The following is an 11942-nucleotide window of genomic DNA, read 5'->3' as shown; positions in this document are numbered from 1 at the left end:
GGAGATCTGGAACACGCCCCAGTTGCGGCTGCCGTTGGTGTTGGGCAGTACGTACAGCGGGTCGACGATGCGGGTGATCGGGATGCTCCTGGGCATCCCCGAGGCCGACCAGCCCGCCATCCGCGACTACACCGACGAGACGCTGGGCACCGAGGACGGCGGAAAGATCAACCACGAGGACATCCTCAGCACGGATGCCTTCAAGGACTACATCGAGTGGCGCAAGCGGCACCCCTCCGACGACCTCATGACCGAGCTGATGACCGCCGAGTTCGAAGACGAGAACGGTGTCACCCGCACACTCACCGACGACGAAGTCCTGACCTACTGCTCCGTGGTCGCCGGCGCCGGCAACGAGACCACGGGCCGCCTCATCGGCTGGTTCGGCGCCCTGATGGCCCGATACCCGGCGGCACGAAGGGAGTTGGCCGCCGACCCGACCCTCATCCCCAACGCCATCGAGGAGGTCTTACGCTTCGAGCCGACCGGACCGTTCACCGGCCGGTACGTCACCAAGGACATCCAGCTGTACGACCACACGGTGCCGGCCGGCAGCGCCATCCTCTTCATCCAGGCGGCCGCCAACCGCGACCCACAGCGCTTCGAGAACCCTGACCGCTTCGACATCCACCGGGTCACCCAGCACATGAGCTTCGGTGTGGGCGCGCACTACTGCCTGGGCGCGGCCCTCGCCCGGCTGGAAGGCAGGATCGCGGCGGAGGAGATCCTCCAGCGCTTCCCCGGCTGGGACGTGGACTGGGAACACGCCGAACTGGCGCAGACCTCCACCGTCCGCGGCTGGAAGACGCTGCCTCTGCTCTTCGAAGAAGTCCGATGACGACCGCGAGGTGGAACGTCGCCGTCGACAAACGGGCCTGCGTCCGCACCGGACTGTGCGCCGCCTCCGCACCCGAGCAGTTCGAACTCGACGAGAACGGCCAGGGACGCGCACGGTCCGCCACGCTTCCCGCGTCCGAACAGGTGCTGGAAGTGGCCGAGTCGTGCCCGATCGAGGCCATCGGCATCACGATCGCGGACTCCGGCGAACGAGTCTTCCCACCGTCGGACACCGAGGCGCCCGACGAATTGACACGCCGATGAGTAGCGGATTCCACAGCGCCGTAGCGGGGGCTGGCGTCGCCGGCCCTGGCATCGGCTGTGTCAATGCCCACGCCTTCGCCACACCGGTCGACGTTGTCATGCCGCTCCGGAGCGGCGGCGGACGAGACCGAGCGCACATCCTCCGAGGAGCACAACCGCGAGTACTGCGTAGCCATGGGTGAGAGTGGTGAGCGAGGCAACTGCCGCGACCAGCAACGGGCCACCCGCGTCACCAAGTTCGCGACCCAGTTCAGCGGCGCCCATCGTCTGGCCGAGGCGCTCGGCGGGAGCGGAGGCAGCAAGTGCCGCGAAGCCCAGCGGCGTGATCAGGCCGGTCCCGATACCGATCAGAGCCGCGCCGGCCAGCACACCGGCAGGACCCGGAAGCATGGCGCAGCCCAGTCCGGCCGCGGTCAGCAGCAGTCCGGCGGTGAGGCCGCTACGGGTCGTCAGCCGCCCTTCGTCCAGGGCGCGCCCGGCCCGGGGCTGGACGATCGCCGCGCACACGGCGAGCAGCGACACGGCGGCGCCCGTGGCCACGGTGCCCATACCCGCCGTACGACCGGAGACCGGGAGGAACCCCACACCGACCGAGAGAGCGGCGGTCGCCGCCGCCAACGCGGCAGTCGGGGCGAGGAACGCCGGATCAGCCAGCCTCCTCGCAAGGTCGAGCACCGTCTGCCGCGCCTTGGGCAGCGGCGGTACGACGGGCACGGCGAGCGCGGCCCAGGCGGCGACCGCGGCGCCGAGTACGGCCAGGACGATGAACAGCAGTCGCAGGCTTACGGCCCACACCAGGACACCGCCCAGCAATGGGCCCAGGGTGTAGCCGATCGACTTGTAGAAGCCGTAACTGCCGAACGCCCGCCCGTGCTTCGCGGCCGAGGTGAGACGGGCGACCAGCGCGGACGCGGACGGCGAGAAGGCAGAAGCGGAGGCGCCCTGTCCGAGACGGGCCGCCCACAGCCAGCCGGGGCTGTCCGCCACTGCGTACACCGCCGAGGCGGTGGCAAAGGCGACGAGGCCGCCGAGCAGCACCGGGCGGGCGCCGACACGGTCGGCGAGCGTGCCGAAGACCGGCTTGAGCAGCACCTCGGCGCCGTCGTACAGCGCCAGCAGGCCGCCGAGCACCATGAGGGAGGTGACGGCGTCGTCGGAGTGGCCGCCGAGGTTGGCGGCGATCCCGTGGGCACCGAAGGCGGTGGTGAACCCGGCCGCGTACAGCGGCCACATCTGCCGCGCGGGTGCGCCTTGGGAGGCTGCCGGCGTGGTCATCGTTCTTGATCCGGTGTCTCGTGCAGGGCAGGGAAGACCTGCTCGGCGTCGTCCTCGCAGACGGCGACGCACTGCTTCAGCCGTGTCGCTGCCTCGGCGGCCTCCGGGGCGCCGGCTCCGGATACGCGCCGTTTGGAGCGGCCGGACATCGCACCCACAGTCGTCGCACCCAAAGCCTCACCCAAGGAACGACAACCGAACCTTCCGGTCGGGGTTGTCCCGGTTCGTGTCCACCAGGCAAACCGACTGCCATGTCCCCAACTCCAACCGCCCGCCCACCACCGGCAACGTCGCATGCGGTGGTACGAACGCCGGGAGGACGTGGTCGCGGCCGTGGCCCGGGGTGCCGTGGCGGTGTTGCCAGCGGTCGTCGGCCGGTAGGAGGGTGTGCAGGGCGGCGAGGAGGTCGTCGTCGCTGCCGGCGCCCGTTTCGATGATCGCGATTCCGGCCGTGGCGTGCGGGACGAAGAGGTTGAGGAGGCCGTCGCGGCCGGCGGCCACCTCCCTCAGGAACGCCTCGCAGTCGCTCGTGAGGTCGACGACCCGCTCCTTGGAACCCGTGGTGACGTTCAGGACTCGTGTGGTGAAGGCATCCGACATGCCTCCATCCTGACCCATACGCCCGGTTGACCACACGGGCGGGCGCCCGCCCGTTGATATGAGGGGTCCAGTCCGCGAGACGCCATTGACCGTGGCCCGACGATCTGACTACTTTCGCCGCATGTTGCGTTCAGTTCTGCTCACCACGCGCGGTCACATCGACCTGCTGCGGGTGGCCTCCGCCGCGTGTCGCCGCGGCTGCTGACGCCCTTTTCTCCCCCCTCGTTTCTCCGGCTCGCGCCTTTCGGCCTTCGTACGCCGCCTGCCCGCACACCCACTGATCCGCACTGATCGACGTCGATCGGTGTCGATCGGTGTCGGTTCAGCCGGTGTGGCGGCTCCGAGGCTCACGCCCACCCCACCCCCACCGGCCGCTCTCCTCCCCGTGGAGCTCCCATGAGCATCAGCCATGCGCCGCCCGGCGCCTCTGAACCCGATATATCGCCTATATCAACAGACAGCGGTGACACGGTCGGCAGCCGTCAGGGCGCCGCCCTCGACCTCGTTCCCATCACCCCCGCCTCCACCCGAGGTACCCGCATTCCACGTTGGCTGCGCCGGACCTCCGGCCCCGTCCTGTTGCTCGCGCTGTGGCAACTCCTCAGCAGCACCGGCGTGTTGACCTCCGACGTGCTCGCCTCCCCGGGGCGGATCGCGCAGGTCGCCGGGGATCTGATCGGCAACGGTTCGCTGACCTCGGCCATGGGCACCTCGCTCCAGCGCGTCGCCTTCGGGTTGCTGTTCGGCACGCTCATCGGCACCGGACTCGCCCTGGTCTCCGGGCTGTTCAGGATCGGCGAGGACCTGGTGGACGCGCCGGTGCAGATGCTGCGGACCGTGCCGTTCGTCGGTCTCATCCCGCTGTTCATCATCTGGTTCGGCATCGGCGAGGCCCCGAAGGTCGCCATCATCACGCTCGGCGTGACCTTCCCGCTCTACCTCAACGTGTACGCCGGCATCCGCGGGGTCGACTCCCAACTCATCGAGGCCGGCGAGTCTTTGGGGCTGTCCCGATGGGGACTGGTCCGGCATGTCGTACTGCCGGGGGCACTGCCCGGCGCGCTCACGGGGCTTCGCTACTCCCTCGGCATCGCCTGGCTCGCGCTCGTCTTCGCCGAGCAGGTCAACGCCGACGCGGGCATCGGCTTCCTCATGGTGCAGGCGCGGGACTTCCTCCAGACCGACGTCATCGTGGTCTGCCTGATCGTCTACGCCTTCCTCGGCCTGCTGGCCGACTTCATCGTCCGCTCCCTCGAAAAGGTGCTGCTGCAATGGCGACCGACGTTCACCGGCCGGTGAGCCCCACCGCCACGCACGCCGTCCAGGTCGAGGGGCTGACCCGCGCCTTCGACGGCCGTGCCGTGATCGACAACCTCCGACTCGACGTCCAGCCGGGCGAGTTCGTCGCCCTGCTCGGTCGCAGCGGCTGCGGCAAGTCCACGCTGCTGCGGATCCTGGCCGGCCTCGACCGCGACATCCAGGGCACGGTCCTGGTCCCGCGCCGCAAGGCCGTCGCCTTCCAGGCACCGCGCCTGATGCCCTGGAAGAAGGTCTGGCGCAACGTGCTGCTCGGACTGCCCGGCAAGCCGACCCGCTCCGTCGCCGAACAGGCCCTCACCGAGGTCGGCCTGAGCCACCGCTCCGACGCCTGGCCCAAGACCCTCTCCGGCGGCGAGGCCCAACGTGCCTCCCTGGCACGGGCGTTGGTCCGCGAACCCGATCTCCTGCTGCTCGACGAGCCGTTCGGCGCGCTCGACGCGCTGACCCGCATCAAGGCCCAGCGACTGGTCGGCGAGTTGTGGCAACGGCGTGGCTGCGCCGTCCTGTTGGTCACGCACGACGTCGAGGAGGCCGTGCTGCTCGCCGACCGCGTCCTGGTGATGGACGACGGCGTCATCGCGCACGAGCAGCGCATCGATCTCGACCGCCCGCGCGACATCACCGACCCCCGGTTCGCCGAACTCCGCGCCGGCCTGCTGGAACGGCTCGGCGTCGACACCGCCGCGGAAGCCGCCTGAGCTCCCCCGGTCTCACATCTCACCTGAACTCCCCCACAACTCCAGTCCCCCACCCCATCTGAACTCCCCACGCCCACACCTCAGTTGAACGGAACGGAAACCCCATGCGACGTCGCCTCGTCCCCGCCGCACTGCTCCTCCCCTTCGCCCTCCTCCTCACCGCCTGCGGTGGGAACTCGTCCGCCAGCACGGGGACCGACACCGACGGCGCGGGCTCCGTCACCCTCAACGTCGGTGACCAGAAGGGTGGTTCGGAGGCCATCCTGCGGGCCGCCGGGGAGCTCAAGAACCTCAAGTACAAGATCAGGTGGTCCACCTTCACCTCCGGCCCGCCCCTGCTGGAGGCCGTCAACGCCAAGGCCGTCGACATCGGCGGCGTCGGCAACACCCCGCCGGTCTTCGCGGCCGGCGCCGGCTCGAAGATCTCGGTGGTGGCCGCCTGGCACGGCACGTCCGAGGGCGACGCCATCCTCGTACCGAACGACTCGAAGCTGACCAAACCCCAGGAGCTGAAGGGGAAGTCGGTCGCGGTGGCGCAGGGTTCCTCCGCGCACTACCAGTTGGTGGCCTCCCTCAAGGCGGCCGGGCTGAGCCTGAGCGACGTGAAGGTCAAGTACCTCCAACCCGCCGACGCACTGGCCGCGTTCACGTCCGGCAAGGTCGACGCGTGGGCGGTGTGGGACCCGTACACCTCGCAGATTCTGCAGGCGAAGCAGGGGCGTGTCCTGACCACCGGGCAGGGTGTGACCAACGGTCTGACCTTCCAGGTGGCGGCGCCGAACGCGCTGAAGGACAAGGAGAAAGCCGCCGCGATCAAGGACTATCTTGCGCGGCTCGACCGAGCCACCGAGTGGGTCTACGGCCATCAGGAGGAGTGGGCCAAGGTCTGGGCGAAGGACACCGGGCTGCCCTACGAGACCGCGCTGGCCTCGGTGAAGCGGACCAACTCCACGCGGGTGACGGTCGCTGTCGACAAGGGAGTTGTGGCCTCCGAGCAGGAAATCGCCGACACCTTCACCGAGTTGAAGCTCATCCCGAAGAAGGTCGACTTCGCCGACTTCGTGGACACCCGCTACAACGGCGACCTGCCCCCGTCCACCACTCCGGCCCGTACCTCCGGGGGTTCGTGACATGTCCGTCCACCTGCACTGGTTCCTGCCGACGGGCGGTGACGGGCGTACGCTCGTCGACCGGCACGCCTACGGGTCCAACCAGGCCGGTTCCCCGGTCCGCGGGGTGCGCCCTCCGGACATCGAGTACCTCGCCCAAATCGCCAAAGCTGCCGAGCAGTTGGGCTTCGAAGCCGTGCTGACGCCGACCGGCACCTGGTGCGAGGACGCCTGGCTGACGACCGTGGCGCTCGCGCAGCACACCCAACGGCTCAAGTTCCTGGTCGCGTTCAGGCCCGGGCTCATCTCGCCGACGCTCGCCGCGCAGATGGCGGCGACCTATCAGCGGGTCACCCGGGGGCGGTTGCTGCTGAACGTCGTCACCGGCGGCGACTCGGCCGAGCAGCGGCGCTTCGGCGACCGGCTCGACCACGACCGGCGGTACGCGCGCACGGACGAGTTCCTGTCCGTCGTACGCGGGGTGTGGCGGGGACAGCCGTACGACTTCGAAGGCGAGCACTACCAGGTCGAGGGCGGGCTGACCGCGCTGCCGCCCGACCCGTTGCCGCAGATCTTCTTCGGCGGGTCGTCACCCGCCGCCGGGCCGGTCGCGGCGCGGCACTCGGACGTCTATCTGACCTGGGGCGAGCCGCCCGCGCAGGTCAAGGAGAAGATCGACTGGATCCGGTCGCTGGCCGAACGGGAGGGCCGGACCGTGCGCTTCGGGGTGCGGCTGCACACCATCTCGCGCGATTCGTCCGCCGAGGCGTGGGCGACGGCGAACCGGCTGCTCGACGATCTCGACGCGGACACGATCGCGGCCGCGCAGACCGCGCTCGGACGCAGCGAGTCGGTGGGCCAGCAGCGCATGCTCGCCCTGCACGGCGGCTCGCGCGGTGAACTGGAGATCCACCCGAACCTCTGGGCCGGGGTGGGTCTCGTGCGTGGCGGCGCGGGGACCGCACTGGTCGGCAGCCATGCCGAGGTGGCCGACCTGATCGAGGAGTACCACGCGCTGGGCGTCGAGCACTTCGTGCTGTCCGGCTATCCGCATCTGGAGGAGGCGTACTGGTTCGGGGAGGGCGTGATCCCTGAGCTGTCGGCGCGCGGGCTGCTGGAGGACACCGTCGCCGGCGGCGCCGCACCACTCCTGGTCGCCGGCGGGCGGTGACCTGGAGGCCAGCGAACCACCGAAGCCACGCACAGGACCGGGAAGGGCCCCGCCTCGGACCGGGAAGATCGGTGGCCTCACCACCGTTGGTAGAAGTGTGAACAACACGCGTGAGGTCGAGGTCGTCGTCATAGGCGCCGGGCAGGCGGGTCTGTCCAGCGCCTATCACCTGCGCCGCACCGGCTTCGAGCCGGAGCGCGACTTCGTGGTGCTCGATCACTCCCCCGCCCCGGGCGGCGCCTGGCAGTTCCGCTGGCCCTCACTGACGTACGGCAAGGTGCACGGCATGCACTCCCTGCCGGGCATGGAACTCACCGACGCCGACCCGGCGCGCCCTTCCGCGGAGGTCGTCGCGGAGTACTTCGCCGCCTACGAGCGCGCCTTCGACCTGCGGGTACGACGTCCCGTGGACGTGAGTGCCGTGCGCGAGGGCGTCGGCGGGCGGCTGCTCGTCGAGACCTCGGTCGGCACCTGGTCGACGCGGGCGCTGATCAACGCGACGGGCACCTGGGACCGGCCGTTCTGGCCGCGCTACAAGGGCCAAGAGACGTTCCGCGGGCGGCAGTTGCACACCGCGCAGTACCGCGGTCCCGAGGAGTTCGCCGGGCAGCGGGTCATCGTGGTGGGCGGCGGCGCCTCCGGAACGCAGCACCTGCTGGAGCTCGCCCCGTACGCGGCGGCCACGACGTGGGTCACCCGGCGTCCGCCCGTCTTCCGCGAGGGTCCCTTCAGCGAGGACGTCGGTCGGTCGGCCGTCGCGCTCGTCGAGGAACGCGTCCGGCAGGGACTGCCGCCGAAGAGTGTCGTGTCGGTGACCGGGCTGCCGCTCAACGACGCGATCCGGCAAGGCATCGACGACGGTGTCCTCGACCGGCAGCCCATGTTCGACCGCATCACGCCCGAGGGCGTGGAGTGGGACGACGGCCGCCGCGTGGCCGCCGACGTGATCCTCTGGGCCACCGGATTCCGCGCCGCCATCGACCACCTCGCGCCCCTGCGGCTGCGCGAGGCGGGCGGCGGCATCCAGGTCGACGGCACCCGCGCGGTCGCCGACCCGCGCATCCACCTGGTCGGCTACGGCCCCTCGGCCAGCACCATCGGCGCCAACCGGGCGGGCCGCGCGGCCGTACGGGACATCAGGCGACTGCTGGCCGAATCACCGAGCGAGCCGGACGATCCCGCCGAGTCGATCGAGCCTGCCGAATCGGTGGAGTCGACCGCCGCATGATGCCCCGCCCACTCACCTCCCAGACTTGGCCTGCGTGTTCGCCCCGCCCTTCTGCTGGGCGTTGAACTCCGCGACATTGCGCTGGTGTTGGGCGAAGTCGGCGGTGAAGCGAGTGTCGCCGGGCTTGACCGTCACGAAGTACATCCAGTCGCCCGGCGTCGGGCTGATGGCCGCGCGCATGGCGTCCTCGCCCGGGTTGTCGATCGGCGTGGGCGGCAGGCCCATGCGCATGTACGAGTTGTAGGGGTTGTCGATCCGCGTGTCGTCGCTGGTCGTGCGCAGCGTCGAGCGGTTCAGGGCGTAGTTGAGCGTGGAGTCCATCTGCAGCGGCATCCCCCGCTCCAGCCGGTTGAAGACGACCCGGGCCACCTTGCCCATGTCCGCCTTCGTGGCCGCCTCGGCCTGGACGATGCTCGCGATGGTGACCGCCTGGTAGACGTTCATCGAGTTGCGCTGGGCGCCCGCGGCGACGGGCGCCCCGTTGAACTTCTTGTTGGCCGTGTCGACCATGTACGACAGCAGGGACTCGGGGGTCGCCTTCTCGGTGAGCGGGTACGTCGCCGGGAAGAGGTAGCCCTCGGGGTTGCCCTCCGCGTCGTTCGGCAGCTTCAGGTTCGCCTTGGCGAGCGACTTCTTGGCGCTGCCGGGCGGCAGGGTGAGGGCCTTGTCGACGGCGTCGTAGATCTGGCCGGCCCGCCAGCCCTCCGGGATGACCAGCGAGACGGGCTTCGTCTCCCCCTCGCTGTCCAGGCTCAGCAGCGGCACCGCCACGGCGGTGCCGGCCACGACGGCTCCGGTCGCGATGAGGACGAGCCGGCCCCTGCGCGTCAGTCGAATCGTTCTCCGTGGCGGAGTGTTGAGGTACATGCGGGCACGGTAACCCGCATATCGTCACAAACCCGGCATATTTTCAGCTTGTCGGTTCCAGTTGGGCATCCCGGCGTACGAGGGCCGCATACCGCCCGTCCTGTTCCAGCAGCTCCTCGTGCGTGCCCCGCTCGGCCACGTGCCCGGAGTCGAGGACCACGATCTGGTCGGCGTCGCGGACGGTGGACAGGCGGTGCGCGATGGTGAGCGTCGTGCGGTTGGCCGACAGGGCGTCGATGGCCTCCTGCACGGCGTGCTCGGTGCGGGTGTCCAGGGCGCTGGTCGCCTCGTCGAGGATCAGCACCGGCGGATCGCGCAGGATCGTGCGGGCGATGGCCAGGCGCTGCTTCTCGCCGCCGGAGAACCGGTGGCCGCGCTCGCCGACGACGGTGTCGTACCCGTCGGGCAGGCCCGCGATGTGCTCGTGGATCTGGGCCGCCCGGGCCGCCGCGTGCAGCTCCTCGTCGGTGGCGTCGGGCTTCGCGAAGCGCAGGTTGTCGGCGACCGTCGCGTGGAAGAGGTACGTCTCCTGCGAGACGACGCCGACCGCGCGCGCGAGGGTGTCGAAGTCGAGGTCGCGCACGTCGACCCCGTCGAGGGTGACCCGGCCGCCCGTCACGTCGTACAGCCGCGGGACGAGATAGCCGAGCGTCGACTTTCCGGCGCCGGTCGGGCCGACGATCGCGAGGCTGCTGCCCGCGGGGACCGTGACGTCGATGTCGTCGAGGATCGGGGCGCCCTTGTCGTCGTAGCGGAACTCGACGTTCTCGAAGGCGACCTCGCCCTTGACGCGGTCGAGGTGGACGGGGTTGTCGCGCTCGGTGATGTCGATCGGCAGGTCGAGGTACTCGAAGATGCGCTGGAAGAGCGCGAGCGAGGTCTGGATCTGGACGCCCGTGGCCAGCAGGCTCACGGCCGGGCGGAACAGGCCCTGCTGGAGCGAGACGAAGGCGACGATGGTGCCGATGGAGATGTCCGGGCCGCCTGATTGCAGGGCGAGACCGGCCGTCCAGTAGATGATCGCCGGCATGGCGGCCATGACGATCGTGATGACGGCCATGCGCCAGCGGCCGGCCATGTTCGAGCGGACTTCGAGGTCGACCAGGCCCTCGGACTCCTCGGAGAAGGAGTGCGTCAGCGAGTCGGAGCGGCCCATCGTGCGGCCGAGCAGGATGCCGCTGACCGACAGCGACTCGGTGACGGTCGCGGCCATCGCGGCCATCTGCTTCTGGCGCTGGGTGGTGATCTTCTTGCGTTCGTTGCCGACCCGGCGGCTGATCCACACGAAGAACGGGAGCAGGACCAGGGAGACGGCGGTGAGCCGCCAGTCGAGGGCGATCATCGCGATGATCGTGGCGACCACGCTGGTCAGGTTGGAGACCAGGGACGTGGCCGTGGAGGTCACGGTGGCCTGCATACCGCCGATGTCGTTGGCGATGCGGGACTGCACCTCGCCGGTGCGGGTGCGGGTGAAGAAGGCGAGCGACATGCGCTGCAGACGGCCGTAGACCGCGGTGCGCAGGTCGTGCATGACGCGCTGGCCGACCGTCGTGGAGATGAGGGTCTGCAGCACGCCGAAGACGCTGGTGAGGACGGCGCTCAGGATCATGCCCAGGGCGAGCAGGCTGAGCAGCCCGGTGCGGCCCTGGGGGATGGCCACGTCCAGCGTTTCCTTGAGCAGGAACGGAGTGGCCACGGTGACCACGGACGCGGCACCGACCAGCACGCCGACGACGGCGAGCCGGGCTCGGTAGGGCTTGAAGAGTCGGAGGATTCGGCGCACCTGCCGGGGTTCGTCGGTCGAGGTGCCGGGGGCGGGGGTCCAGTTGATGTCGTCTCGGGGCATGGCTCCTACGGAGGGTGAGGTGGTGAGGACTGACGGAGCTTAGCTCATTGTTACCTATGCTCACAATGAACTTCATCCTGATATTGTTCCCGCATGACCACGCCAGATTCCGACGGCCTGCTCGCCGAGCAGCTGCTGCGGTTCACCCGCCGTGTGCACCGCATCCAGAAGCGGCACATCGAGCTGGCGGGACTGGGTGTCACCCCCGCCCAGTCCCGGCTGCTGCGCACGCTGTCGCACTGGGGCTCACCACCGCGCATGGCGGATCTCGCCGAGCGCCTGGAGGTCGTCCCGCGGGCCGTGACGACGCTGGTCGACGGGCTTGAGGCGAACGGCAAGGTGCGCCGGGTTCCCGACCCGACCAATCGCCGGGTGATCCGGATCGAGCTCACGGACGACGGCCGCGAGGCGCTGCGCGGCCTGCACAGGTCACGCAGGTCGGCGGCCGAGGAGATCCTGGGGCCGCTCACGGGCGAGCAGCGGGAGGTGTTCGGCACGTTGCTGGACACGCTGCTGGACGGGGGTCTGGTGGACGGTCCCCTCACGGACGGGACGTCCGGCGTCCACGAAAAGCACGGGCACGCCTGCTGAACAAGACGGATCGGGCCGTGTGCCACAGCTCCAGTCGTACGGTCGATGAACGCCTCGATGGGGTCCATGCCGACGGCGTGCTCGGCGGGGATCCCGAAGAGCTGCTCGGCGCGCAGGCTCCACTGGTCGACCAGCC

At 69.9% G+C, this 11942-nt stretch carries 14 protein-coding genes; 9 read left to right on the top strand and 5 right to left on the bottom strand.

Annotated elements, in window-relative coordinates; all coding sequences use genetic code 11:
• The coding region (locus ACWDR3_RS45135) for a cytochrome P450 (protein ID WP_450358520.1) at window positions 1–838 on the top strand (838 nt) is incomplete at its 5' end.
• Complete coding sequence (locus ACWDR3_RS45130) at window positions 835–1101, top strand: ferredoxin (RefSeq protein ID WP_450358519.1); 267 nt, start codon at window positions 835–837, stop codon at window positions 1099–1101. The genes ACWDR3_RS45135 and ACWDR3_RS45130, both read left to right, overlap by 4 nt.
• Before the next feature lie 96 nt (window positions 1102–1197).
• Here ACWDR3_RS45130 and ACWDR3_RS45125 read toward each other — a convergent pair whose 3' ends face one another.
• The 3 genes from ACWDR3_RS45125 to ACWDR3_RS45115 are packed head-to-tail and all read right to left on the bottom strand — an operon-like array spanning window position 1198 to window position 2976.
• Window positions 1198–2376, bottom strand: a complete 1179-nt coding sequence (locus ACWDR3_RS45125; protein WP_450358518.1) for an MFS transporter — start codon at window positions 2374–2376, stop codon at window positions 1198–1200.
• Window positions 2373–2525 (bottom strand): Chromate resistance protein ChrB, encoded by a 153-nt coding sequence (locus ACWDR3_RS45120; RefSeq protein WP_450358517.1) that lies wholly within the window; start codon window positions 2523–2525, stop codon window positions 2373–2375. Before ACWDR3_RS45120 ends, ACWDR3_RS45125 begins: the two co-directional genes overlap by 4 nt.
• 28 nt (window positions 2526–2553) lie before the next feature.
• Window positions 2554–2976 carry a secondary thiamine-phosphate synthase enzyme YjbQ gene (locus tag ACWDR3_RS45115; protein ID WP_450358516.1) on the bottom strand — a complete coding sequence of 141 codons (423 nt, stop codon included), beginning with the start codon at window positions 2974–2976 and terminating at the stop codon, window positions 2554–2556.
• Between the two features lie 58 nt (window positions 2977–3034).
• Here ACWDR3_RS45115 and ACWDR3_RS45110 point away from each other — a divergent pair, with 58 nt between their 5' ends.
• The 6 genes from ACWDR3_RS45110 to ACWDR3_RS45085 all read left to right on the top strand — a co-directional run bounded on the left by ACWDR3_RS45110 (window position 3035) and on the right by ACWDR3_RS45085 (window position 8502).
• Window positions 3035–3181, top strand: a complete 147-nt coding sequence (locus tag ACWDR3_RS45110; RefSeq protein ID WP_450358515.1) for a putative leader peptide — start codon at window positions 3035–3037, stop codon at window positions 3179–3181.
• Between the two features lie 191 nt (window positions 3182–3372).
• Window positions 3373–4275, top strand: coding sequence for an ABC transporter permease (locus ACWDR3_RS45105; RefSeq protein ID WP_450358514.1), 903 nt, complete (start codon window positions 3373–3375; stop codon window positions 4273–4275).
• The gene (locus tag ACWDR3_RS45100) at window positions 4248–4994 is read left to right on the top strand and encodes an ABC transporter ATP-binding protein (RefSeq protein WP_450358513.1); all 747 of its coding nucleotides are present in this window, start codon (window positions 4248–4250) and stop codon (window positions 4992–4994) included. Before ACWDR3_RS45105 ends, ACWDR3_RS45100 begins: the two co-directional genes overlap by 28 nt.
• 104 nt (window positions 4995–5098) lie before the next feature.
• A complete protein-coding gene (locus ACWDR3_RS45095; protein WP_450358512.1) occupies window positions 5099–6124 on the top strand; it encodes an ABC transporter substrate-binding protein in 1026 nt (341 codons plus the stop codon).
• Between the two features lies 1 nt (window position 6125).
• Window positions 6126–7274 carry an LLM class flavin-dependent oxidoreductase gene (locus ACWDR3_RS45090; RefSeq protein ID WP_450358511.1) on the top strand — a complete coding sequence of 383 codons (1149 nt, stop codon included), beginning with the start codon at window positions 6126–6128 and terminating at the stop codon, window positions 7272–7274.
• Window positions 7275–7371: 97 nt separating this feature from the next.
• A complete protein-coding gene (locus ACWDR3_RS45085; RefSeq protein WP_450358510.1) occupies window positions 7372–8502 on the top strand; it encodes an NAD(P)-binding domain-containing protein in 1131 nt (376 codons plus the stop codon).
• Between the two features lie 12 nt (window positions 8503–8514).
• Here ACWDR3_RS45085 and mltG read toward each other — a convergent pair whose 3' ends face one another.
• Complete coding sequence (mltG, locus tag ACWDR3_RS45080; RefSeq protein ID WP_450358509.1) at window positions 8515–9369, bottom strand: endolytic transglycosylase MltG; 855 nt, start codon at window positions 9367–9369, stop codon at window positions 8515–8517.
• A 43-nt stretch (window positions 9370–9412) separates the two neighbouring features.
• The gene (locus ACWDR3_RS45075) at window positions 9413–11215 is read right to left on the bottom strand and encodes an ABC transporter ATP-binding protein (protein WP_450358508.1); all 1803 of its coding nucleotides are present in this window, start codon (window positions 11213–11215) and stop codon (window positions 9413–9415) included.
• Between the two features lie 93 nt (window positions 11216–11308).
• On the opposite strand from ACWDR3_RS45075, the gene ACWDR3_RS45070 reads away from it, so the two are divergent.
• Window positions 11309–11806 carry a MarR family winged helix-turn-helix transcriptional regulator gene (locus ACWDR3_RS45070; RefSeq protein ID WP_450358507.1) on the top strand — a complete coding sequence of 166 codons (498 nt, stop codon included), beginning with the start codon at window positions 11309–11311 and terminating at the stop codon, window positions 11804–11806.
• Window positions 11807–11942: the final 136 nt, after the last annotated feature.

This window comes from Streptomyces sp. NPDC001002 (assembly GCF_053599215.1).
This window is presented reverse-complemented; position numbering and strand designations above follow the sequence as displayed.